This window comes from Microbispora corallina, from assembly GCF_016863035.1.
Taxonomy (GTDB): Bacteria; Actinomycetota; Actinomycetes; order Streptosporangiales; family Streptosporangiaceae; genus Microbispora; species Microbispora corallina.
Map to the genome: position 1 here is coordinate 1 of NZ_BOOC01000024.1, position 23987 is coordinate 23987.

Consider the following 23987-nt stretch of genomic DNA (forward strand, 5'->3'; position numbering starts at 1 on the left):
CGAGTACACGGGCGACCACGACGACCCGTCGGCGGACACCTGGACCTGGAACGCCGTCGCGTACGCGGTCTCCCAGGTCAGCACGACCTGGGAGACGGACGCCGTGGTCCCGAGGTCGACCTGCAGCCACTGCGGGTCGCTCGCCGCGCTGGACCAGCGGGTGCCGGGGTTGCCGTCGACCGCGGCCGACGCGGGCGTTCCGGCGTTCTCGACCGATGAGGCGGTGGCCGGCTTGCCCTGGGACAGCAGCGTGGCCGCGGCGCTCGCGGGAGCCGTCTGCACGACGACGACGCAGCCGACGAGCGCGAGCAGCAGGCCGATCGCGGCCCTCAGGGCCGGCGCGCGGCCAGGGGGACGCGCGGGTGGGCGGGCAGGGGAACGCATGGAGCAACTCCTCTTCCAGGCGACACGAGGGGGGGTGCGGGAGAGCGCTCTCCCGGTACTGTGATCGCGAGCAGGAGTGGTGTCAATACGCATTCACAAGATTTCGGAACAGCCTGTGCGGAAACCCAGTCGACCCGTCGTCCCGTCGCCGGGCCGCCCCCGAGCCCGCCGCCTGCGCGCCCACTGCACACCCGCCCGCCGCCACGCCTGTGCTCGCGCCCGCCTGTCCCCGAGCCCCCGGCGCGCGGCCCCGGTGGTGCGGGGCCCTCCTGGCGCCTGTGGGCGGGCGGCTACTCGCGGCGGTCCTCCATCTCCCACACGTGGTCGATGACGTGCCAGGCGATGCGGCGGGCCGCGTAGCGGGCGGGCCAGCCGCCTTCGACGACGGGCCGCCCGTCGGAGGGCCGGCCGAGGACCCGCGCGATGTCCTCGCGCAGAGCCGTCAGGCCGGCCTCGTCCGTGAACGGCTTGTGCCGCACCCCGATCTTCCTGGCGTACGCCCGCTCGGCCTCGACGACGTGCCTCACCATCTTGTCGCGGTCCCGGCCGCCGCCCCGCGGGCCCTTGCGCAACTCCTCCGGGGACGCGGCCGCCACCTCGGCGAACACCTCCCAGGCGGCGCGGACCAGCGCCGCGGCCCGGACGGCCTCCTCGGCGCCCACCGGCAGCAGGTCCAGGCCGGCCACGCCGTTGGGCGCGCCGAAGTCGGTGGTGGAGTCGCCTTTCACCCGCTCGACCACGACCGGCTCGCCGGGCGCGAAGTCGAGCCCCGCCCGCTCGGCGACGACGCGGTAGCGGGGCGCGTAGTCGAGCAGCGTGCCGATCGCCTGCTCCTCGGACCTGCCGATGCGGCACCAGCCCGGCCACTCGACCGAGCACGCGAAGACCTTCTTGGGCCCGAGCTCAAGGTAGACGGGGAACGGCGCTGAGGACGCGGAAGACACGGAGGACGCGGATGACATGGCCGACAGCCTCCCATCCGTACCTGCCAGGTTCCGGCAGGTACCCCTCAGCCGACCAGGTCGACGAGGTCGGCCACGGACTCCACGATCTGCGAGGGCCGGAACGGGTAGCGGTCGATCTGCTCCCGCTGGGTCACACCGGTCAGCACGAGGATGGTGTGCAGGCCGGCCTCGATGCCGCAGACGACGTCGGTGTCCATGCGGTCGCCGATCATCGCGGTGCTCTCGCTGTGCGCGTCGATCTGGTTGAGCGCGCTGCGCATCATCATCGGGTTGGGCTTGCCGATGAAGTACGGCTCGACGCCGGTCGCCTTCGTGATCATGGCGGCCACGGCGCCGCACGCGGGCAGCGAGCCCTCGGTCGACGGCCCGATCGGGTCGGGGTTGGTCGCGATGAACCGGGCGCCGTTGTCGATCAGCCGGATGGCCCGGGTGATCGAGGTGAAGCTGTAGGTGCGCGTCTCGCCGAGCACGACGTAGTCGGGGTCGAGGTCGGTCAGGACGTATCCGGCCTCGTGCAGCGCCGTCGTCAGCCCCGCCTCGCCGATGACGTACGCCGAGCCGTCGGGCCGCTGGTCGGCGAGGAACTTGGCGGTCGCGAGGGCCGAGGTCCAGATCGACTCGGGCGGCACCTCCAGCCCCGCCGCCCTCAGCCGGACCGACAGGTCGCGGGCTGTGTAGATCGAGTTGTTCGTGAGCACGAGGAACCGCTTCCCCGACTCGCGCAGCCTCTTGATGAACTGGTCGGCGCCCGGGACCGGCTGCCCCTCGTGGACCAGCACGCCGTCCATGTCGGACAGCCACGACTCGATCGGCTTTCGCTCGCTCATGGTCCAAGCATGGCAGGTGCGCGACGGCGGGGCACATCGCGGAGATCTCTCCCCACGAGCGGAAATATGCGGAACAGACCTCCGGTTGGTGACGTACATGAGCACGGACACCATCCGCGGCGTGCCGCGCGGGACGGCCGAGGCGCCGCTGTCGATTCTGGAGCTCGCCACCGTCGGCGAGGGCGTGACGCCCGGCGAGGCGCTGCGCGACGCGACCGAGCTGGCGAGGAGGGGCGAGCGGTGGGGCTACCACCGCCTCTGGGTCGCCGAGCACCACGGCATGCCGGGGGTGGCCAGCTCCTCCCCCGCGGTGCTGATCGCGCATCTGGCCGCGGCGACCAGCACCATCCGCGTCGGGTCCGGCGGCGTCATGCTGCCCAACCACGCGCCGCTGGTGATCGCCGAGCAGTTCGGCACGCTGCACGCGCTGCATCCCGGGCGGATCGACCTCGGGCTCGGCCGGGCCCCGGGCACCGACATGGCCACCGCCGGGGCGCTGCGCCGCCAGGCGGAGGTGGACCCGGACGACTTCCCGCAGCAGGTGGCGGAGCTGACCGGCTTCCTCGACGGCTCCTTCCCCGCCGGTCACCCGTACGCGTCCCTCCAGGCGACGCCGCGCGGGGACGACCGTCCCCCGATCTGGCTGCTGGGCTCCAGCGGCTTCAGCGCCAGGATGGCCGGGCTGCTCGGGCTGCCCTTCGCGTTCGCGCACCACTTCAGCGCGGCCAACACCGAGCCTGCCCTCGACCTGTACCGCTCCTCGTTCCGCCCGTCGGCCGTGCTCGACCAGCCGTACGCGCTGATCGGGGTGGCGGCGCTCGCGGCCGACACCGAGGAGGAGGCGCTGCGGCAGGCCATGCCGGGCGCGCTGTCGTGGCTGCGCATGCGGCTCGGCCGCCCGGGGCGGATGCCGACGCCGGAGGAGGCCGCCGCCTACCCCTACACGCCGATCGAGGAGGAGTTCGTCCGCGACCGCCTCTCCACGGTGGTGTACGGCGAGCCCGAGCGCGTCCGGGCCGGGCTGGAGGAGCTGCGCAAGCGCACCGGCGCCGACGAGCTCATGATCACCACCATGGTGCACGGCGGGGAGGCGCGCCTGCGCTCCTACGAGCTCGTCGCCCGCGCGTACGGCATGCTCGGCTGAGGCCGGCCCGGAGCAGGGCGCCGGGAGCGGCCCGGCCGCCCGCGGCGCCGGCCGGCATCCCGGCGCCGCGCTCGGACGTCAGCGCGCCACGTCAGCGCACCACGTCGGCCCGCGACGTCAGCCCGCGACGTCAGCCCACGTCCGGGGCCAGGGCCTCCAGCGCCTCCTCGGCCCGCCGCAGGGACTCGCGGGGGTCCGCGGAGGCCTCCACGATCTCCGGATCGAAGTTGAGGTCGTGGAAGACCTCGGTCACGCCCCTGGCCTCCAGGTCCTCGACGTCTCGGCGGATCTTCTCGTACGAGCCGGTCAGCGGGCCGCCGTCCTCGGCGCGGACCTTGGTGACGCCGCGCACCACGAACCGCAGGGCGTCCGCGTCGCGCCCGGCCTCGCGGGCCGCCTCCTTGACGATGGAGATCTGCTGGTCGATCTCGTCCAGGTTCGCCCGGCTTGAGCTGATCCAGCCGTCCGCGATGCGGCCGGCCCGTGCAAGGGCGACCGGAGCGGTGCCTCCGAGCAGGAGCGACGGGAGCGTCGCCGGCCGGGGGGCCAGGTGGGCGTGGGGGAACTCGTAGAACTCCCCCTTGTGCTCCACGGCGTCCTCCGTCCACAGCCGCCTGAGCAGCTCGACGTACTCCTCCGCGCGCCGGCCGCGGCGGCCCATGGGCACGCCCGACGCGGTGAACTCCTCCGGCAGCCAGCCCAGCCCGAGCCCGAGGTCGAGCCGGCCCGCCGAGACGTTCTGGAGCGTGCCGAGCTGCTTGGCCATGAGCGCCGGTGAGACGAACGGCAGGTTGAGCACGGCGATCCCGAGCCGGACCCGCTCGGTCAGCCCGGCCAGGTACGACAGCGTGACGACCGGGTCCTGGACGCTCCGGTAGACCGGGCCCATCGCGTGCCCGACCGGGTAGAGCAGCCGCTGGAACGTCCAGACGCTGTCGTAGCCCAGGTCCTCGGCCCTGCGGGCGATCCGCTTCATGTTCTCCGGCGTGGCCCAGGAGCCGGAGACCGGTACGGCAAAGCCAATCCTCATATCGGCACCCTAGGCTGTGCCGCGTGATCCATCGCCATCCGTCCCCCCGTACGCGCTGACGGCCGTGCGCGCCGACGACCTCGCCCGGCTCGCCGGGCACCGCGGTCCGGTGACCGTGCTCAAGGACACCCGCGTGCTGGTCGTCCGCGCCGGCGACCTCGTGGTCAAGGCCCACCCCCCGGACACGGACGAGGGCGCCCTCCGGGTCCGGCTGGCGGCCGCCCGCGAGCTGTCCGGGATCATGCTGCCGCCGCTGGGCCTGGAACGGCTCGACGGCAGGCTCGTCACGCTCTGGCCGGCCGGGGAGCCGCTGACGCCGGCCGACCTGGACGAGGACGGCGCGCCCTGGGAGGCGGGCGGGCGGCTGCTGGCGCTGCTGCACGCCCGGCCCGTCCCGCCGGGCCTGCCGCCCGCCGGCGGTCCGCCCCGGGTGCCGCGCGCTCTGGCGGACCTGGCCGCGTCCGGCGCCCCGGCCGCGGTCGCCGCGCCCATCCTGAAGGCGTACGCCACGCCGGCGCCGTTCCCAGGAGGCGCGGGCGCGCCGGACGGGCTGGCGCACGGCGACTGGCACCTCGGCCAGATCGTCCGCCACCGGGGAGAATGGCTGCTCATCGACCCGGACGACCTGGGCGGCGGCGACCGGGCCTGGGACCTCGCCCGCCCGGCCGCCTGGTACGCGGCGGGCCTGCTCGACCCCGCCGACTGGAACCGGTTCCTGTCGGCCTACCTCGAGGCGGGCGGAACCGCCGTGTCCGCCGGCGATCCGTGGCGGGAACTCGATGCTCCCGCCCGGGCGTTGACGGTCCAACTGGCCGCGACGGCGGCGGCCGCGGCGGCCCGGGCGGGGGAACCACTCGACGAGGCGGCCGCGGCCCTCGTGTCCGCCTGCGGGCGGATCGCCGCGGCCGCCGAGGCGTCCATCTGATCCACACTGGACGCCGGCCCGAGACGTGGACCTGAGACAGGGAGAGTTGGATGGAGTGCCCCAAGTGCCGTGGCCGGATGCGGACGTTCGACCGCAACGGGGTTCACATCGAGCAGTGTGACAACTGCCGGGGGATCTTCCTCGACTACGGCGAGCTGGAGACGCTCAGCCGGATGGAGGCCCAGTGGGCCCAGCAGCACTACGCTCCCCCGCCGCCGGCGCACGGCGGCCCGGCGTGGGGCGCGCCGCACCACGGCCACTACGGCCACCACCGCGGCCACAGCTGGGTCGGCATGCTGTTCTCCAGCTGAGCCGCCCACACACACGTTGTGAAGGCGGACGGTGCAGGGCCGTGACCTCCGGGTCGCGGCCCTCGCCGGAGGCGCCGGCGTGTCCCGGGCGGCTCAGGAGGGGAAGTCGTCCGGGTCCACGTCGTCCACCTTGGCGTTGCCGCCCGCGGTGCGGTTGAGCGTCAGCCGCCAGTCGGTCCACCGGATCTGCGACCCGACCCGGCTGGTGTGGAAGCGCATCGTGTCGTCGAAGCGCTGGAAGGCGCAGTCGCGGGTGAAGAGGCGGGCGGACCGGTCGTAGTCGGCGCCCGTCGTGAAGTAGACGTGGTACGTGCCGTCCCGGATGTTCCCGATCTTCGCGGTGGACTTCTTGCGCACGTAGAAGCTGAGCGCCTTGGTGCGGCCCTTGAGAAGGGTGACGACCCCGTCGCGCGGGTTGCCGTTCTTCACGGTGAGGCTGGCGTAGCCGCCGCGGACGGCCGACCTGAGGATGGTGCCGTTGCCGAGCCGGCGGGCGCGCTCGGCCGGCGGCTTCACCGTGACGATCCCGCCGCGGTAGTCGCCGCCGCCCGCGAGGTCGGCCCCCGCCTCCTTGAGCGCGGCGAACTCGTCCGAGGTGCCCAGCCGGGCGAGGACGGCGGGCCCGGTGCAGAGCGAGCGCCCGTCCACCGCGTCGCCCAGGGCGCCGAGCCTGTCGCCGACGCCCCGCAGCGCGGTGAGGTAGTCGGCGTGCTCCGGCCCGATGTCCGCGGGCGGGCGTACGCCGGAGAGCCGGCCGGCCGCGGCGTCGGCGGCGTCACGGGCCCGCCCGATCCGCTGCTTCAGCGACCGGATCGTGCGGGCCTTCGCGATGTCGCCCACGGCAGTGCCGAGGGGCCCGCCCGGGGCCTCCAGCGCGATCTCGTACGCCTCGGGCGTCAGCTCCGGAGGCGCCCCCGGCGACGCGACGCCTCCCGAGACGGGGCCCCCGGAGACAGCGCCTTCGGAGACGGCGCCTTCGGAGACGGGGCCGGCCGAGGACGGGTCGCCGCCCGGCGGCCGCCCGGCCCCGCCGGTGCACGCGGCCAGCGCGAACGCCGCGGCGAGCAGTGCCGCGGGGATCCGGGGGGAGATCACCGCCCCACTGTCGACGGACCCGGATCGCCTGTCAACACGGTTCCGCCGTCTCGTCGCCGGCGGCGCCCGCGCCCTCGCGCAGACCGTCCGGCTCGACGGTCAGCCACCGCGTCATCCCCACGGACTCCAGGAACGGCAGGTCGTGGCTCGCGACGACGAGCGCCCCCCGGTAGGCCGACAGGGCCTGCGAGAGCCGGGCCACGCTGGCCAGGTCGAGGTTGTTCGTGGGCTCGTCCAGCAGGAGCAGCTGCGGCGGGGGCTCGGCCGACAGCAGCGCCGCGAGCACCGCCCGGAACCGCTCGCCGCCGGACAGCGTCCCCGCCGGGCGGTCGGCCCGGTCGCCGCGGAACAGGAACCGGGCCAGCCGAGCCCTGATCGCGTTCACGGACGCCGAGGGCGCGAGCGCGCGGACGTTCTCGACCAGGCTGAGGGCGTCGTCGAGCACGTCGAGCCGCTGCGGCAGGTATCGCGCGGGCACGGCGACCCGGACCAAGCCCTCCGCCGGCTCCAGCTCGCCCGTGATCGTGCGCAGCAGGGTCGTCTTGCCCGAGCCGTTCGGGCCGAGCAGCGCGATCCGCTCCGGGCCCCGGACGACGAGGTCCCCGGCCCGGCCGGCGGCGGTGCGGAGCCCGTCGAGCACGAGGACGTCGCGCCCGGCGGGCACCTCGGTGCCGGGCAGCTCGACCCGGATCTCGGCCTCCGCGCGGGCCGCCTCCTGGGCCTCGGCCAGCCGCTCCCGGGCCTCGGCCAGCCGCTCCTCGTGCGTGGCGCGGTGCTTGCCGGCCGACACCTGGGCCTGCCGCCTGCGCTCCTGCATGATGACCTTCGGCTCGCGCTTCTGGTCGTACATCTTCTGGCCGTACCGCTGCCGCCGGGCCAGCTTGACCTGGGCCTCGGCCAACTCCCTGCGCTGCCGGCGCAGATCGCCCCCCGCCGTGCGGACCGCCCGCTCGGCCGCCTCCCGCTCCACGGCCAGCACCTCCTCGTACTCGCTCAGCGTGCCGCCGAACGTCCGGCGGGCGGGCAGGTCGGCGACCTGGTCGACCAGCTCCAGGAGAGCCCGGTCGTGGCTCACGACGACCAGGGTCCGCGTCCAGGACGCCACGGCGTCGTAGAGGCGGCGCCGCGCGTCGAGGTCGAGGTTGTTGGTCGGCTCGTCGAGCAGCAGGACGTCCGGCCCGGCGAGGAACCGGGCGGCCAGCCCCACCATGACGGCCTGCCCGCCCGACAGTGTCGCGACGGTCCGGTCGAGGTCCACCCCCGCCAGGCCGAGCCGGTCGAGCTCGGCGCGGGCCCGCTCCTCCACGTCCCACACGACCGCGTCGTACGCGGCCTCGCTGACGTCGCCGCGCTCGATGGCGTGCAGCGCCTCGCGGGCGGGCGTGACGCCGAGCAGGTCGGCCACCGTACGGCTCGCGCCGAGCGGCAGGTTCTGCGGGAGGTAGGCGACGCGGCCGGTCACGCTCACCGAGCCGGCCGTGGGCCGCAGCTCGCCGGCGACGAGCCGCAGCAGGGTGGACTTGCCGGAGCCGTTGACGCCGATGAGGCCGGTGCGGCCGGCGCCGAACGCGAAGTCGAGGCCCTCGAAGACGGGCTCGCCGTCGGGCCAGGCGAAGGACAGGCCGGCGCAGGCGACGGAATGGGACACGGAACCAGACATGGGCGGCTCCCCAAGGTGATCAGGCGGTACGGGACGGCACGCGTGACGCGTGCGAACACCTGGAGACACCGCGGGCACAGGGCCGCGTTCAAAGGGAGTCGACGCCGGCCGCCGGGGCCGCGCGAAGGATCCGCTGAGGTCGCTGCGCCGGACCGGCCCTCGCGGGGACGGCGACGCGGTGTCGGACCTCAGAGCTCCAACGGACCCTCCGGGGGTGCGGCGGCAGGACGAAAGACGATGCTAGACAGCCGGCACGGCCGGCGCCACCGATTATCCGAGCCGCCCCCGGGCGCGACCCGGCGCGACCGCGTGACCCGGCGCCACCCCGGCGCGGCCTGCGAGACCGGGCGCCTTCCCGCCGCGGAACCGGTGCTTCCCGGGGCGCCCGGCGCGGTCGGATCCGGCGCGATCCTGGCGCGCCCATCGACCGGTTCCGGGATGAACTCCCAGGTCACGCCGGTGCGGCCAGGTCACAACAACCCCGGAAAGTGACAAAGACCTACCCCGCTACATCGTCCCCGCCCCTTGCGGGTAAGGTAACCCTGTCCTAATTTAGGTAAGGCTTAGCGAGTGAAGGGCCTCCAGTGTTCGCGAGTTACCTCATCGGCCTGCGTGAGGGCCTGGAGGCGACGCTCGTCGTCTCCATCCTGGTGGCCTTCCTCGTGAAGAGCGACCGCCGCGACCGTCTGCCGCTCGTCTGGGCCGGCGTGGCCGTCGCGATCGCGCTGTCGGTCGGGTTCGGCGCGCTGCTCACGTTCACCGCCGCGCACCTCGACTCGCAGCAGCACGAGCTCTTCGACGCCGTCGCGTCGCTCGGCGCCACCGTCTTCGTCACGTTCATGGTGTTCTGGATGCGGACGGCCGCCCGGAAGATGTCCGGCGAGCTGCGGGCCAAGCTGAGCGAGGCCCTCGAGCTCGGCGCGACCGCCGTCGTGGTCGTCGCGTTCCTGTCGGTGGCCCGGGAGGGCCTGGAGACGGCTCTGCTGTGGTTCGCCGCCGTCCAGGGCGCCACGACCACCGCGAGCCCGCTCACCGGCATCACGCTGGGGCTGCTGACCGCGGTGGCGCTGGGCTGGGGCCTGTACCGCAGCGCCCTGCGCATCAACCTGACGAAGTTCTTCACCTGGACCGGGCTGCTGCTGATCCTGGTCGCCGCCGGCATCTTCAAGTACGGCGTGCACGACCTGCAGGAGTCCGGGGTGCTGCCGGGCCTGGGCACCCACGCCTTCGACATCAGCGGCGTCCTCGACCCCGGCGCCTGGTACTCGATGGTGATCAGCGGCATGTTCAACATCACGGCCCAGCCCACCGTCCTGGAGACCGTCGCGTGGGTGCTGTACGGGGTGCCCGTGCTCGTCCTGTTCCTGCGGCGACCGGCGGCCAAGAAGCCCGCCGCCCCCAGCCCCACCTCCGCCCCCACCGCTTCCTGACCGGAGTCCCACGCATGCGTACCCCCACCGTCATGGCCGCCGCCGTGCTCGCCCTCGCCGGCCTTGCCGGATGCTCGTCGAACGGCTCCGGCTCCGGCGCGGCGAGCGCCGGCGCGGCAGCCGGGAAGATCACGGTCGCCGCGACCGACACCGAGTGCACGGTCGCGACCGGTCAGGTCGCCGCCGGCACCTCCACCTTCTCCGTCACCAACAAGGGCAGCAAGGTCACCGAGTTCTACGTGTACGCGGCGGGCGACCGCGTGATGGGCGAGGTGGAGAACATCGTGCCGGGCCTCACCCGCGACATGGTCGTGGAGCTCCCGCCCGGCCTGTACGAGGCGACCTGCAAGCCCGGCATGATCGGCCGCGGCATCCGCAACCCCCTCAAGGTGAGCGGCGAGCACAAGCCGCTCGCGCAGAACGCGGAGCTCGCCGACGCCGTCGCGAGCTACAAGCGGTACGTCAAGAGCCAGTCGGACACCCTGCTCGTCAAGACCAAGGAGTTCACCGAGGCCGTCAAGGCGGGCGACGTGGCCAAGGCCAAGGACCTCTACCCGGTCGCCCGCACCTACTGGGAGCGCATCGAGCCGGTGGCCGAGATCTTCGGCGACCTCGACCCCGCCATCGACGCCCGCGAGAACGACGTGGCCCAGGGCGAGGAGTGGACCGGCTACCACCGGATCGAGAAGGACCTGTGGGTCAAGAAGGACGTCGGCGCCGACGGCCCGATCGCCGACAAGCTGCTGACCGACGTCACCACGATCGTGCAGAAGGCCAACGCCGCCGAGCTGTCCCCCGTGCTGCTGGCGAACGGCGCCAAGGGCCTGCTCGACGAGGTCGCCACCGGGAAGATCACCGGTGAGGAGGACCGCTATTCCCACACCGACCTGTGGGACTTCGACGCCAACCTGCAGGGGTCCAAGGCGGCCATCCAGTCGCTGCGCCCGGTGCTGGAGCAGCGCGACCCCGAGCTGGTGAAGACGCTGGACGACAAGTTCGCCGCCGCCGAGACCGCGCTGGAGGCCCACCGCCGCGGGGACGGGTGGCAGCTGCACGACGAGCTGTCCAAGGACCAGCTCAAGGCGCTGTCCGACGCGATCAACGCCCTCGCCGAGCCGATCAGCCGCGTCGCGTCGGTGATCGCGAAGTGAGCGGGCGGACCGCGCCCCGGGAAGGGGAGGAGCCGTCGTGAGCGGGCTCAGCCGCAGAGGCCTGTTCGGTCTCGGCGTCGCCGGAGTGGCGGCGGTCGGGGCGGGCGCCGTCGCCACCCGCGCGCTCGTCGACGAGCCGGTCGCCCACGCCTCGTCCACGTCCGGCCCGGTCCCGTTCTACGGCTCCCACCAGGCCGGCATCACCACCCCGGCGCAGGACCGGCTCCACTTCGTCACGTTCGACGTGGTCACCAAGGAGCGGGCCGAGCTGGTCGGGCTGCTCCAGGACTGGACGGCCGCGGCCGCGCGGATGACCCAGGGCAAGGACGCCGGGACCTTCGGCGCCGTCGGCGGCGACCCCGAGGCTCCGCCGGACGACACGGGCGAGGCGCTCGGCCTGCCCCCGTCCGGCCTGACCCTCACGATCGGCTTCGGGGCGTCGCTGTTCGACGACAGGTTCGGCCTGGCCGATCGGCGGCCCCCCGCGCTGGCCGATCTGCCCGCCTTCCCGGGTGAGGACCTGCAGAAGGAGATCTCGGGTGGCGACCTGTGCGTGCAGGCGTGCGCCAACGACCCGCAGGTGGCGGTGCACGCGATCCGCAACCTGGCGCGGATCGGGTTCGGGAAGGTCGCGGTGCGCTACTCCCAGCTCGGGTTCGGCCGCACGTCGTCCACGTCCCGGGCGCAGGCGACCCCGCGCAACCTCATGGGTTTCAAGGACGGCACGAACAACATGAAGCTCGAGGACACGGCCATGCTGCGCGACTATCTGTGGGCCGCCCCCGGCGACGGGCCGTCCTGGATGGACGGCGGCAGCTACCTGGTCACCCGGAAGATCCGGATGCACGTCGAGACCTGGGACCGGGCCCCGCTGGCCGAGCAGCAGGCGATCTTCGGCCGTGACAAGGGGAAGGGGGCGCCGCTCACCGGGACCAATGAGTTCGACGCGCCCGACTTCGCCAAGACCGGTCCGGACGGCACGCCGGTCATCGCCGCCGACGCCCACGTACGGCTCGCGCACCCCTCGTCGCACGGCGGCGCGCGGCTGCTGCGGCGCGGCTACAACTTCGTGGACGGCTCCGACGGGCTCGGACGGCTCGACGCCGGCCTGTTCTTCATGGCCTACCAGCGCGACCCGCGCACGCAGTTCGTGCCGATCCAGAAGACGCTGTCGGCCAAGGACGCGCTGAACGAATACATCAAGCACGTCTCCACCGGCCTGTTCGCCTGCCCTCCGGGAGTGGTGGACGCCGGTGACTACTGGGGTCGGGCCCTATTTTCGTGAAATATCGGTGAACGACTGCTGAATTCCAAATACGTTTTCCTTTCGTCGCTCGCGTATTCCCGGCATATTTCATAATTCGGGATGCGGGGCCTTCGGGCTACGGGAGCTCGCGAAGGAAACAGTGAATGAAGCGTTGGATCGGCGTCGGGCTGGCGCTGCTCCTCGGAGTGGCCGTCGTCGCGGCCGTGGTCCTGGGAAACCGCGGGAGCGGCGGCGGGGGCGGCCCGGCCGCCCTCGTGACGGTCCGCGGCGTGATCGGCTCTGAGAAGAAACCGTTCTTCGACGACCCCGGTGTGCGGGCCGCGTTCGCCCGGCACGGGCTGCGGGTCGAGGTCGACACGGCCGGCTCGCGCGAGATCGCCACCTCGGTCGACCTGCGCAAATACGACTTCGCTTTCCCCTCAAGCGTGCCGGCGGCCGAGAAGATCAAGCAGGAGCGTGGCGCCACGCGGGTCTACTCGCCGTTCTACTCGCCGATGGCGATCGCCACGTTCCAGCCGATCGTCGACGTGCTGGCCAAGGCCGGCGTGGTGCGGGACTCGGGCGGCGGCTACCAGGTCCTCGACCTCGGGAAGTTCCTGGGCCTGGTGGCCAAGGGCACCCGCTGGGACGCCCTGCCGGGCAACACGGCCTACCCGGCGCGCAAGCGGGTGCTGCTGACGACCACCGACATCCGCACGTCGAACTCGGCCGCCATGTACCTCGCCGCCACCAGCTACGTGGCGAACGACGACGACGTCGTCAGCTCGTCGTCGCAGGTCGCCACGGTGGCCCCGATCGTCGCCCCGCTCTTCCTCGACCAGGGGTACTCCGAGTCGTCCAGCGAGGCGCCGTTCGAGGACTACCTCGCGATCGGCGCCGGCAAGACGCCGATGGTCGTCATCTACGAGGCGCAGTACGCGTCGCGGCTGTTCGCCGCCGACGGGGCGATCAGGCCGGACATGCGGCTCATCTACCCCTCTCCGACCGTGCTCAGCAAGCACACGCTGGTGCCGTTCACGGACAAGGCCGCGGAGGTGGGCCGGCTGCTGCAGGAGGACCCGGCGTTCGCCCGCCTGGAGGCGAAGTACGGCTTCCGCACGTCGGACCCCCGGGTCTTCGCCGGCCTCGTCGCCTCGTCGAAGGCGCCGATCCCGGCCGGCCTGGTCGACGTCGTCGAGCCCCCGACGTACGAGCACCTCGAGCGGCTGATCTCGACGATCCAGCAGCGCTACCTGGCCGGCGCCAGGCCGTCGTCCTGAACCCGCCCCACGGGCGCCCCCACAAGGAGAACCGAACGGTGTCCAACGATCTGGTGCTGACCCCGCCCGCCCCGGTAGAGCCGGTGCCGGTGGAGAAGGCGGCCACCATGCTCCCGCTGCCCGACGAGCGGGGCGCCGAGCTCGCCCGCCGGGCGGCCGGTTTCGCCGAGGAGCTGTCGGGACTCGACCCCCGGTCGCCGGAGTTCGGCAGGAAGGTGCACGACATCACGGCCATGGGCGACGCCGAGATCCGGGCGTCGGCCCAGGTGGCCAACCGGATGCTGAAGCGCCCGGTCGCGGCGCTGGCGGCGGCGAAGGGCGAGGCCGCGGACGGGCAGGCCCAGGTGGCCGGGCAGCTGGTGGCCCTGCGCCGCACCATCGTCGACCTCGACCCGAAGCAGGCGACCGGCGGCACGAAGCGGCTGCTCGGGCTGATCCCGTTCGGCGACCGGCTGCGCGACTACTTCGCCAAGTACCAGAGCGCGCAAAAGCACATCGACGACATCATCCGGGCGCTGAAGTCGGGCCAGGACGAGCTGCGCAAGGACAACGCGGCGATCGAGGGCGAGAAGGCCAACCTCTGGGAGTCGATGACGAAGCTCCAGGAGTACGCGGTGCTCGCGGCGGCGCTCGACGCGGCGCTGGAGGAGCGCATCGCCACGATCGAGCTGACCGACGCGGAGAAGGCGACGGCGCTGAAGTCCGACGCGCTGTTCGGCGTCCGGCAGAAGCACCAGGACCTGCTGACGCAGCTCGCCGTCTCGGCGCAGGGCTACCTCGCGCTCGACCTGGTGCGCAAGAACAACCTGGAGCTGATCAAGGGGGTGGACCGCGCCACCACCACGACGGTCGCGGCGCTGCGCACGGCCGTCACGGTGGCGCAGGCGCTGGCCAACCAGAAGCTGGTCCTCGACCAGATCTCGGCGCTGACCGCCACCACCTCCGACCTGATCCTCGCGACCAGCGAGATGCTCCGGACGCAGGCGGGCCAGATCCAGACGCAGGCCGCCTCCACCTCCGTCAGCATGGAGGCGCTGAGCAAGGCCTTCGACAACATCTACTCGACCATGGACATGATCGACGGCTTCAAGGCCAAGGCCGTCGAGAACATGGCCGTGACGGTCGACAGCCTCACGGCCGAACTCGACCACGCCCGCACGTTCCTGGAGCGGGCCCGCCGCGGCGACGAGGCCGTCTCGTCATGAGGCCCGGCACGAGGCTCACGAGGCATGTCCCGAGGCGAGTCACCGCGGCGGCCGCCGCGGCCCTGCTGCTGCTTCCCCTCGCGGCCTGCGGCGGCTCCGGCGGCGAGCCCGAGGGGAACGCGCCCGACGTGCTGCGCGTCCTCGCCGGCAGCGAGGTCAAGGACCTGGAGCCGCTGCTCGCCAAGGCGGCCGACGCCGTCGGCGTCAAGGTCCGGCTGAGCTACGCCGGGACGCTCGACGGCGCCGAGGAGGTCGCGAACGGCGGCGCGGACGGCCGCTACGACGCCACCTGGTTCTCCTCCAACCGCTACCTGTCGCTCATCGACGGCGCGTCCGCGAAGCTGTCCACCCAGACCAAGGTGATGGTCTCCCCCGTCGTGCTCGGCCTGAGACGCGCCAAGGCGCACGAGCTGGGCTGGGACACCCGCCGCGTGACCTGGGCGGACATCGCGACCGCGGCGGGGCAGCATCGGTTCACCTTCGGCATGACGAACCCCGCGTCGTCCAACTCGGGCTTCTCCGCGCTGGTGGGGGTGACGGCGGCGCTGTCCGACGCCGGCGAGGCGCTCGACAAGAGCCAGATCGAGTCGGTGACGCCGCAGCTCACCCGGTTCTTCTCGGCCCAGACCCTCACCGCGGGCTCCTCCGGCTGGCTCGCCGACGCGTACGCCCGGCAGGGCGGCTCCGGCGGCTCGGTGGACGGACTGATCAACTACGAGTCGGTGCTGCTCGGGCTGGCGGGCAGGCTCAAGGAGCCGCTCACGCTGGTCTATCCCAGCGACGGCGTGGTCACCGCCGACTACCCCCTCACGCTGCTCGCCTCCTCTCCCAAGAAGGAGCTGTACGGGAAGCTGGCGGCCTGGCTGCGCACCCCCGCCGTGCAGCGGGAGATCATGACGACGACCAACCGGCGGCCCATCGTCCCCGAGGTGCGGCCCGACCAGAGGTTCGGCGGCGCCCAGCTCCTGGAGCTGCCCTTCCCCAACCGGCGCAGCGCGGCCGACGAGCTGATCAGCGCGTACCTCAACCAGGTCCGACGGCCGTCGCGCACGCTGTTCGTGCTCGACACCTCCGGCTCGATGGAGGGCGACCGCATCGACGCCCTCAAGCAGGCGCTCGCCGCGCTGACCGGGGCCGACACCTCCGTATCCGGGCAGTTCTCCCGCTTCCGCAACCGGGAGACGGTGACGCTGCTGCCGTTCAGCTCCGCCCCCGCCACGCCGCAGACGTTCACCGTGCCCGACAGGGACGCCACCGCCGTGCTCGGCCGGATCCGCGCGTACGGCGACGCCCTGCACGCGTTCGGCGGCACCGCCATCTACGACAGCCTCCGGTCGGCGTACGAGACCCTCGCAGGGGAGCGGTCGAACGACGACTTCACCTCCGTCGTGCTGATGACGGACGGCGAGAACACCGACGGCTCCTCCTACGACGACTTCGCGGCCTACTACCGGACGGCGCGCCGCAAGGTGCCGACGTTCGTCGTGCTGTTCGGCGACAGCGACGTCGGCGAGATGCGGCAGGTCGCCCAGCTCACCGGCGGCGCCGCGTTCGACGCCAGGACGGGCTCGCTCGCGTCGGCGTTCAAGGAGATCCGTGGCTACCAGTGACCGGATGCTCGCCTACCTGGGATCGACACGCAACATCGTCGGGTCGGTCCTGGCGCTCGTGGGCCTCGGGCTGCACTTCCTCGGGCTCGCCGGGTCGCTGTGGACGGTCGTCGTCGCCGGCCTCTACGGCGTCGGCGCGCTGCTGACGCCGCCCGACCGGGTGCGGCTGACGATCTCGCACGCCGAGGTCGAGACCCGGCGCCTGCGGGAGGACCTCGACGCGCTGGTGGCGAAGGTGACCCCGCCGCGCTTCCCGGAGGACGTGGTGGCCAGGGTCGGCGAGCTCGCCGCCATGCTGCGCGACGTGCTGGCCCGGGCCGAGGTGCTCACCGCCTCGCCCGACCAGCTCCACGTCGTCTCCCAGGCCGTCCGCGACTACCTCCCGACGAGCCTAGAGGCGTACGCCAACCTCCCCCGGTCGTACGCCCTGACCCGGCGGGCCGAGCGGGAGCGCAGCGCGCATGAGGAGCTGATGACGCAGCTCGGCCTGCTGGAGACGGGCCTCGGCAGGATCGCCGAGGCCGTCTACCAGGGGGACGAGCAGGCCCTCCGGGACCAGGGCCGGTTCCTGCGGGACCGCTTCGGCGGCTCCTCCCTCGACCTGTGACCGGCCCCGGGACCGGCACTCAGAGGCGGGACTCGTAGACCGCGCGGGCCTTCTCCACGAGGTCGAGGTGGTCGCGCAGCTGGGCGCGGGTGCGCAGCCGGGCCCGGGCGCGGATCAGCTCGTCGAGCAGGTCCAGCCAGCGCAGGCACCAGCGGACGTCCTCCCGCCGGGCCACCTGGCGGCCGTCCACGTCGAGATGGACCGGGCTGGTGTGGGCGAACGCGTCCCGCAGCGGGGAGCGGGCCGACCTCCCGCCGGTCGCCACGGCCACCACGTACGTCGCCTCGGCCGCCGTGAGCGTCGCCCGCAGCTCGCCGCCGGGCCCCTCCGCCAGCGGGCCGTCGGCCGTGCGCAGCTCCAGCCGCTCGACCTCGGGCCCGGCCGACCGGGCGATCAGCGTGACCCGGTCGCCGCGCCGCAGGTCCAGCGTCTCCCCCGGCCCCCGGCCGTCCACCTCCAGCTCCAGCCAGGGGCCCGTGGTGACGAACGTGCGGCCCCGCCGCAGGGCCCGCGCGTACGACTCCCCGGTCAGCGGCCCCTCCGGGCGGGCGTAGACGCGCTCCCAGCCGGGCGGGCTGGAGACCGTGTCCTGCCGGGTGAAGGACAGCATCGTGTCGGTCCCGGCCAGCGCGGCGAGGCGGTTCCCCGCGCCGAGCAGCCGCCGGTAGACCTCGACCGTGCCCGGCGTGGCCGACAGGTCCGAGAAGTGGAGCAGCTCCACGCCGTCCACCAGTCCGAGCGCGGCGTCCACCACGAGGGCACGGGCCGTGCAGTTCCGCTCGCCGTCCGCCATGAGGTCCTCGGGTGTGGCGACCGGGCCGTGGAACGGGTGGGCGTAGCCGAGGACGGCCTGGGGCTCGCGCAGCTCGCCGCAGACCGCGCCGTTCGGCGGCCAGTCGGCGTCCCCGGCGAAGCCCGTGTGGTAGACCCGTGGCGGGGCGGCCACCCCGAAGGCGTGGACGTGGCCGAGCAGGTCGTTGCGGTACTCCACGCCCATCCGGGCCAGATGAGAGGCGTCCGACCAGGGCAGGTCCCGCCCCGCCCAGTGGCGCAGCGCCTCCAGGTCGTAGACCCGCTCCCCCGCGACGTTGCCCGCGACGAGGTTGAGCACGTGCAGGTCCTCCCCGAGCTGGGCCGCCGCGGCCTCGGCGGGCGCGGCCACCAGGTCGCCCGCCCAGTTCATGTGGACGTGCAGGTCGGCGCCGTACCACCCGCGCGCCGCGGCGTCGTACAGCCGCCGGGGGGCGAGCTCGACCAGCGTCTCCTCCCCCGCGGCGGGCACGACGACGGTCTCGGCCGTGCCGTACTCCATGCCGCGCGCGACCCGGACCGTGACCGGCTCGGCGGGCACGTCGAGCACGAGGTCGTCACCGTGGAAGAACGGCGCGTCGGAGTTGTCGCGCCGCTCCGGGACGCCGGGCGGGTACCAGCCCTGGCCGCCCTCCGACACCACCGTCCAGCGGCACGGGAACCCGGCCCGCACCCGCAGCCGGGCCGCCTCCGCCGGCCGCGTGAGCGGCCGCAGGTCGACCGCGCGCCCGCCCGCCGTCACCGCCGAGCCGGTCGTCGCCTCCAGCAGGCGCGCCCCGCCCGGCGGGACCTCGTGGGCCACGCCGTCCACGACGACCTCGACAGGCGCGTCGCGCGAGGAGTCGGCGAGCAGCGTGAGCGCGACCCGCCCGGGCGACAGCAGCGCCAGCGCCGGGCCGTGGTCCAGCCGGTGCCCTCCCGGCGTCAGCCGCAGGACGGCCAGCCCGCGCGGCACCTCGCCGCCCAGCGCGTCGCGGAACGCCGCGTCCAGGTCCGCGTCCGGCCCGGCCGCCATCCTCCTGGCGTGATCGGGGAACCGCAGGTAGGACATCATCCGCACGTATCCCAGCGGCGGCTCGCCCCAGGTCGGCCCGTGCTCGGCGAGCAGCGCGCGGTAGTCGCGCAGGGCCCGCCCAACGGGCGGCGGCACCATCGGATCATGACGCATCGCAGGTCCCCCTTGTGGTCCGGCGTCTCCGGGCGTCTCGCCGGAGAGCGCGGCCATCGTCACACGCGGGTACGCAGCGGAAACGTGCAATCGTGCATCAGCGGCGCAGGCGGTAGCGATATCTGTCACCCGGGAGGAAAGGGAATCTCCCGAACATGACTCGGCTCTACTCGCCTCGGTCCCCGGCGCCGTCAAGGCCGTCGAGGAAGGCGGCGAGGATCCGGTCGGCGGCGAGCGCGGGCGTCAGGGTCCCGTCGAGGACCTGCCGTTCGATGCCGGGCGCGAGCGGGGCGGTCCGCTCCTGCAGACGGGCGAGCAGCCGGTCCCTGACGAGCGCCCAGGTCCACTCGACCTGCTGCCGGCGCCGCCGGGCGTCCACGTCCAGGCCCTCCTGGTGGCGGACGACCTGCGCCCACAGCTCGTCGAGACCGGCGCCGGTCAGCCCGCTGCAGGTCAGGACCGGCGTGTCGGAGCGCAGCAGCCGCAGCGCCCCGGACAGCTCGCGGGCCGCGCGGCGGGCGGCCGTCTCGTGCTCGCCGTCGGCCTTGTTCACCGCGATGACGTCGGCGAGCTCCAGCACGCCCTTCTTGATGCCCTGGAGCTGGTCGCCCGTACGGGCCAGGGTGAGCAGCAGGAAGGTGTCCACCATGTCGGCCACGGCGGTCTCCGACTGGCCGACCCCGACCGTCTCGACGAGCACCACGTCGTACCCGGCGGCCTCGACCACGACCATCGCCTCGCGGGTGGCCTTGGCGACGCCGCCGAGCGTGCCCGCCGTGGGCGAGGGCCGGATGAACGCCCGGGGGTCGGCGGCCAGGCGGGCCATGCGCGTCTTGTCCCCCAGGATGCTGCCGCCCGACCGGCGCGATGAGGGGTCGACGGCCAGCACCGCCACCCGCTGCCCCGCCGCGGTGAGGCGGGTGCCGAGCGCCTCGATGAACGTCGACTTGCCGACCCCCGGCACGCCGGACACGCCCACCCTCCGGGCCTTGCCGGCGTGCGGGGTCAGCTCGACGAGCAGCCGCTGGGCCGCCTCCCGGTGATCGGGCCTGGTCGACTCCACCAGGGTGATGGCGCGGGCGATCCACCGCCGGTCGCCGGCCAGCACGCCGTGGAGATAGTCCTCGGGCGCGACGCCGGTCACGGCGCCGTGGCTGAGGGGTGGCCGAGCCGGGCGGACAGGTCCCGCAGCAGCTCCAGCGCGGCGTCCGCGATCACGGTCCCGGGCAGGAAGATGGCCGACGCCCCGGCGGCGCGCAGCTCCTCGATGTCGCCGGGCGGGATCACGCCGCCGACCACGATCATGATGTCGGCCGCGCCCAGCTCGTCGAGTGCCGCCCGCAGCGCCGGCACCAGGGTCAGGTGACCGGCCGCCAGTGACGACACCCCGACGACGTGCACGTCCGCCTCGACCGCCTGCCGGGCGACCTCCTCGGGCGTCTGGAACAGCGGGCCCACGTCCACGTCGAACCCGAGGTCGGCGAAGCCGCTGGCGATCACCTTCTGACCGCGGTCGTGGCCGTCCTGGCCCATCTTGGCCACCAGGATGCGGGGGCGGCGTCCCTCGGCCCGCTCGAACGCCGCGCACGCCCGCCTGACCACGTCCACGCCGTCGCCCGCCTCCGCCCGGTAGACCCCCGATATCGTACGGATCTCCGCGGCGTGCCGGCCGAAGACCTTCTCCAGCGCGTCGGAGATCTCCCCGACCGTAGCCTTCGCGCGGGCGGCGTTCACGGCCAGCTCCAGCAGGTTGTCGCCCCCGGCCGCGCCCTTGGTCAGGGCCTCCAGCGCCTCGGTCACCGCCGCGGCCGACCGCTCCTCGCGCAGCCGCCGGAGCTTGGCGATCTGCTGGTTCCGCACGGCCGTGTTGTCGACCTTGAGGACCTCGATCGGCTCGTCCGCCTCGGGCCGGTACGTGTTGACCCCGATGACCGGCTGACGGCCGGAGTCGATGCGGGCCTGGGTGCGCGCGGCGGCCTCCTCGATGCGGAGCTTCGGCAGGCCCTGGTCGATGGCCCGGGCCATGCCGCCGGCGCGCTCCACCTCCTGGATGTGGCCCCACGCGGCCCGCGCGAGCTCGTGCGTCAGCCGTTCCACGTAGTAGGAGCCGCCCCAGGGGTCGATGACCCGGCAGGTGCCCGACTCCTGCTGCAGCAGCAGCTGGGTGTTGCGGGCGATCCTGGCGGAGAAGTCGCTCGGCAGCGCGAGCGCCTCGTCGAGCGCGTTGGTGTGCAGCGACTGGGTGTGCCCCTGGGTGGCGGCCATCGCCTCCACGCACGTGCGGGCGACGTTGTTGAACACGTCCTGGGCGGTGAGCGACCACCCGGAGGTCTGGCTGTGGGTGCGCAGCGACAGCGACTTGGGGTCCTTCGCGCCGAACCCCTTCACGAGCCGAGCCCACAGCAGGCGGGCGGCGCGGAGCTTGGCCACCTCCATGAAGAAGTTCATGCCGATGCACCAGAAGAACGACAGCCGCGGCGCGAACGCGTCGATGCCGAGGCCCGCGCTCAGCCCGGCCCGCAGGTACTCCACGCCGTCCGCCAGCGTGTACGCCAGCTCCAGGTCGCAGGTGGCCCCGGCCTCCTGGATGTGGTAGCCGGATATGGAGATCGAGTTGAACTTCGGCATCCTCGTCGAGGTGTACGCGAAGATGTCCGAGATGATCCGCATCGACGGCCCGGGCGGGTAGATGTAGGTGTTGCGGACCATGAACTCCTTGAGGATGTCGTTCTGGATGGTCCCGGCCAGCCTGTCGGGCGCCACCCCCTGCTCCTCGGCGGCGACGATGTACAGCGCCAGGATCGGCAGCACGGCGCCGTTCATGGTCATCGACACGCTCATCCGGTCGAGGGGGATCCCGTCGAACAGCTGCCGCATGTCGTAGATCGAGTCGATCGCCACCCCCGCCATGCCGACGTCGCCCGCCACCCGGGGGTGGTCGGAGTCGTAACCCCGGTGGGTGGCCAGGTCGAAGGCGACCGACAGGCCCTTCTGCCCGGCAGCCAGGTTGCGCCGGTAGAACGCGTTCGACTCCTCGGCCGTCGAGAACCCCGCGTACTGGCGGATCGTCCAGGGCTGGGTGACGTACATGGTCGGGTACGGGCCGCGCAGGTAGGGCGCGATGCCGGGGTACGTCGTGAGCGGGCCGGCCTCGCCGAGGTCCGCGGCCGTGTACAGCGGCCGGACTGCGATGCCCTCCGGCGTCTCCCAGGTCTCGCCGCCCTCCGGGAGGGCCGGTACGGCTCCCGCCTCCGACTCCAGCTCAATTCCTGAAAAATCGGGAATCATCGGGTCACTCCCAGGTCGTCGAACGTCGTCCGGAGCACGTCGAGCGCGTCGCAGCCGGCGTACAAGGTGGCGTCCACCCCCTCATAGTCGCCCTTCCCGGCCAGCCAGATCTTCCTCGCCCCGGCCTCCCGCAGCGCGACGGCCACAGCCGCGGCGTGCTCGCCGTACAGGCGGTCGCTGGAGCACAGGCAGGCGACGGGGGTGCCGGCGTCGCGGAAGGCCGCGGCGACGGCCGCCGGGTCGGTGCCCGGGCCGCCGCTCACGGTGGCGATCCCGCCCGCCCCGAACAGGTTGGCGGCGAACGACGCCCGCGCCGTGTGCGCGGCGACCGGGCCGATCGTCGCGAGGAAGACGACGGGCCGCTCCGGCAGCGCGTCGGCGAGGTCGCGCAGCGCCTCGAACTCCTCGGCGTACCGGACGGCGGGCAGGCCGCCGCCCTGTCCGCCGGCCCGCTCCCCCGCCTTCTCTCCATGGGCGGCGGGCCGGGCGAGCCCGGCGCCCGGCCGCCGCGTCACCGGCCGCTCGTGGACGTCGGGGAACTCGCTGACCCCGGTGATCGGGTCGCGGCGGCGGGCGAGGTTCGCCGCCCGGGCGTCCCGGGTGGCGGCCAGGCGCTCGGGCACGAGGCGCTCCAGCGCCGCCGGCATGCCCCCGGCCCGCTCGATCTCCCGGAACCACTCCCAGGCCCGGGCGGCCAGGTCGGCGGTGAGCCGCTCGGCGTACCAGGAGCCGCCGGCCGGGTCGGCCACCCGCGCGACGTTCGCCTCCTCGACCAGCAGCGACTGCGTGTTGCGCGCGATCCTGCGGGCGAACGCGTCGGGCAGGCCGAGCGCGGCGTCGAACGGCTGCACGGTCACCGCGTCGGCCCCGCCCACCCCCGCGGCGAAGCAGGCCAGGGTGGTGCGGAGCATGTTCACCCAGGGGTCCCGGCGGGTCATCATGGCCGAGGACGTCACCGCGTGCTGGACCTGCGTCCCCGGGCCGCCGACCACCTCCGCCACCCGGGCCCACAGCCGCCGGGCGGCCCTCAGCTTGGCGATCGTGAGGAACTGGTCGGCGGTCGCGGCGTAACGGAACTCGATCTGCCCCAGCGCCTCGGCGACCGTCAGCCCGGCGCCGGTCAGCGCGCGCAGGTAGGCGACCCCGGTCGCGATCGAGCACCCCAGTTCCTGCGCGTCGGACCCGCCGGCGTCGTGGTACGGGAGCGCGTCGACCGTGATCGCGCGCAGCCCGGGCCTGCCGGAGGCGCACCGGCGGGCGAGGTCCGCGGCCGGGGCGAGGTCGGCCGGCCCGCCCGTCCTGGCTGCCAGCCCGATCGGGTCGGCGCCCAGGTTGCCCCCGGGCGGCGCCGTGTCCCCGACGAGGCCGAGGAAGATCTCCGCCGCCTCCGCCGTACGGGCGCCGGCGTCGAGGACGACCGGCGCGAGGTCGAGGTGGACGCCGCGCAGGACGGCGGGCAGCGCGGCCGGGTCGATCGCGGTCAGGTCGAGCCAGATCGACGTGACGCCGTTCTCCAGGTCGGCCAGGACGGCCTCGCGGGCGGCGGCCGGATCGGGGTCGGCGTGCCGCTGCCGGACGTCCCAGGGTCCGGCCGCCCGCACGAGGCGGGGGGCGGCCGGCAGGTCGTCCGCGTCGTGGAGCGGGGCGACCGTGACGCCGTCGTACGTCGTGGTGGACAGGGCCTGCTCGACCTCCTCGGCCGGCCCCTCCCACCCCGACTTGCGCAGCACCCCGGCCGCGAGCGCCCGCCACTGGTCCCGCGTGGCCGCGGGGAAGTCCGGGGCGGGATCGGCGAGGTCAACAGGCGGCACCGTCATGAACCGGATGCTAGGCGGAACCGTCCGGGCACCG

At 73.7% G+C, this 23987-nt stretch carries 20 protein-coding genes; 10 read left to right on the forward strand and 10 right to left on the reverse strand.

The genetic code is table 11. The annotated features are described in order from the left end of the window. The 3 genes from Mco01_RS23255 to Mco01_RS23265 form a co-directional block, all read right to left on the reverse strand. The coding region (locus Mco01_RS23255) for a discoidin domain-containing protein (protein ID WP_204059026.1) at positions 1 to 384 on the reverse strand (384 nt) is incomplete at its 3' end. 290 nt (positions 385 to 674) lie between these two features. After that, positions 675 to 1328 carry a hypothetical protein gene (locus Mco01_RS23260; protein WP_239103854.1) on the reverse strand — a complete coding sequence of 218 codons (654 nt, stop codon included), beginning with the start codon at positions 1326 to 1328 and terminating at the stop codon, positions 675 to 677. 65 nt (positions 1329 to 1393) lie between these two features. After that, complete coding sequence (locus Mco01_RS23265) at positions 1394 to 2176, reverse strand: HAD-IIA family hydrolase (protein WP_204059028.1); 783 nt, start codon at positions 2174 to 2176, stop codon at positions 1394 to 1396. 97 nt (positions 2177 to 2273) lie between these two features. On the opposite strand from Mco01_RS23265, the gene Mco01_RS23270 reads away from it, so the two are divergent. Then, the gene (locus Mco01_RS23270; protein WP_204059029.1) at positions 2274 to 3320 is read left to right on the forward strand and encodes an LLM class flavin-dependent oxidoreductase; all 1047 of its coding nucleotides are present in this window, start codon (positions 2274 to 2276) and stop codon (positions 3318 to 3320) included. A gap of 130 nt (positions 3321 to 3450) precedes the next feature. Here Mco01_RS23270 and Mco01_RS23275 read toward each other — a convergent pair whose 3' ends face one another. Beyond that, positions 3451 to 4350 carry an LLM class flavin-dependent oxidoreductase gene (locus Mco01_RS23275; RefSeq protein WP_204059030.1) on the reverse strand — a complete coding sequence of 300 codons (900 nt, stop codon included), beginning with the start codon at positions 4348 to 4350 and terminating at the stop codon, positions 3451 to 3453. A gap of 64 nt (positions 4351 to 4414) precedes the next feature. Here Mco01_RS23275 and Mco01_RS23280 point away from each other — a divergent pair, with 64 nt between their 5' ends. Both Mco01_RS23280 and Mco01_RS23285 read left to right on the forward strand, forming a co-directional pair. Continuing rightward, positions 4415 to 5275: an aminoglycoside phosphotransferase family protein gene (locus Mco01_RS23280; RefSeq protein WP_204059031.1), complete on the forward strand. Its 861-nt coding sequence runs from the start codon at positions 4415 to 4417 to the stop codon at positions 5273 to 5275. A gap of 50 nt (positions 5276 to 5325) precedes the next feature. Further along, a complete protein-coding gene (locus Mco01_RS23285; RefSeq protein ID WP_084369415.1) occupies positions 5326 to 5586 on the forward strand; it encodes a TFIIB-type zinc ribbon-containing protein in 261 nt (86 codons plus the stop codon). A 93-nt stretch (positions 5587 to 5679) separates the two neighbouring features. Here Mco01_RS23285 and Mco01_RS23290 read toward each other — a convergent pair whose 3' ends face one another. Continuing rightward, positions 5680 to 6681, reverse strand: a complete 1002-nt coding sequence (locus Mco01_RS23290; RefSeq protein WP_204059032.1) for a hypothetical protein — start codon at positions 6679 to 6681, stop codon at positions 5680 to 5682. A 31-nt stretch (positions 6682 to 6712) separates the two neighbouring features. Next, on the reverse strand, positions 6713 to 8341 hold the full coding sequence (locus tag Mco01_RS23295; RefSeq protein WP_204059033.1) for an ABC-F family ATP-binding cassette domain-containing protein: 1629 nt from the start codon (positions 8339 to 8341) through the stop codon (positions 6713 to 6715). Positions 8342 to 8925: 584 nt separating this feature from the next. Here Mco01_RS23295 and efeU point away from each other — a divergent pair. The 7 genes from efeU to Mco01_RS23330 all read left to right on the forward strand — a co-directional run bounded on the left by efeU (position 8926) and on the right by Mco01_RS23330 (position 16870). Continuing rightward, positions 8926 to 9771: an iron uptake transporter permease EfeU gene (gene efeU / locus Mco01_RS23300; protein WP_204059034.1), complete on the forward strand. Its 846-nt coding sequence runs from the start codon at positions 8926 to 8928 to the stop codon at positions 9769 to 9771. Between the two features lie 14 nt (positions 9772 to 9785). Beyond that, the gene (efeO, locus tag Mco01_RS23305) at positions 9786 to 10922 is read left to right on the forward strand and encodes an iron uptake system protein EfeO (protein WP_204059035.1); all 1137 of its coding nucleotides are present in this window, start codon (positions 9786 to 9788) and stop codon (positions 10920 to 10922) included. 37 nt (positions 10923 to 10959) lie between these two features. Further along, positions 10960 to 12207, forward strand: a complete 1248-nt coding sequence (gene efeB, locus Mco01_RS23310) for an iron uptake transporter deferrochelatase/peroxidase subunit (RefSeq protein WP_204059036.1) — start codon at positions 10960 to 10962, stop codon at positions 12205 to 12207. Positions 12208 to 12332: 125 nt separating this feature from the next. Continuing rightward, complete coding sequence (locus Mco01_RS23315; RefSeq protein ID WP_204059037.1) at positions 12333 to 13448, forward strand: hypothetical protein; 1116 nt, start codon at positions 12333 to 12335, stop codon at positions 13446 to 13448. A 38-nt stretch (positions 13449 to 13486) separates the two neighbouring features. Then, positions 13487 to 14653, forward strand: coding sequence for a toxic anion resistance protein (locus tag Mco01_RS23320; protein WP_239103855.1), 1167 nt, complete (start codon positions 13487 to 13489; stop codon positions 14651 to 14653). Beyond that, positions 14650 to 16263 (forward strand): vWA domain-containing protein, encoded by a 1614-nt coding sequence (locus tag Mco01_RS23325; RefSeq protein WP_204059038.1) that lies wholly within the window; start codon positions 14650 to 14652, stop codon positions 16261 to 16263. Before Mco01_RS23320 ends, Mco01_RS23325 begins: the two co-directional genes overlap by 4 nt. Continuing rightward, positions 16250 to 16870 carry a hypothetical protein gene (locus tag Mco01_RS23330; protein WP_204059039.1) on the forward strand — a complete coding sequence of 207 codons (621 nt, stop codon included), beginning with the start codon at positions 16250 to 16252 and terminating at the stop codon, positions 16868 to 16870. Before Mco01_RS23325 ends, Mco01_RS23330 begins: the two co-directional genes overlap by 14 nt. Positions 16871 to 16889: 19 nt before the next feature. Here the strand turns inward: Mco01_RS23330 and Mco01_RS23335 are convergent, their stop codons facing one another. From Mco01_RS23335 to Mco01_RS23350, 4 genes are all read right to left on the reverse strand, one after another. Next, positions 16890 to 18848, reverse strand: a complete 1959-nt coding sequence (locus tag Mco01_RS23335; RefSeq protein WP_204059040.1) for a CehA/McbA family metallohydrolase — start codon at positions 18846 to 18848, stop codon at positions 16890 to 16892. A gap of 166 nt (positions 18849 to 19014) precedes the next feature. Then, positions 19015 to 19992, reverse strand: a complete 978-nt coding sequence (gene meaB / locus Mco01_RS23340; RefSeq protein WP_204059041.1) for a methylmalonyl Co-A mutase-associated GTPase MeaB — start codon at positions 19990 to 19992, stop codon at positions 19015 to 19017. Continuing rightward, a complete protein-coding gene (gene scpA / locus Mco01_RS23345) occupies positions 19989 to 22136 on the reverse strand; it encodes a methylmalonyl-CoA mutase (protein ID WP_204059042.1) in 2148 nt (715 codons plus the stop codon). Before scpA ends, meaB begins: the two co-directional genes overlap by 4 nt. Next, on the reverse strand, positions 22133 to 23953 hold the full coding sequence (locus tag Mco01_RS23350; protein ID WP_204059043.1) for a methylmalonyl-CoA mutase family protein: 1821 nt from the start codon (positions 23951 to 23953) through the stop codon (positions 22133 to 22135). Before Mco01_RS23350 ends, scpA begins: the two co-directional genes overlap by 4 nt. Positions 23954 to 23987: the final 34 nt, after the last annotated feature.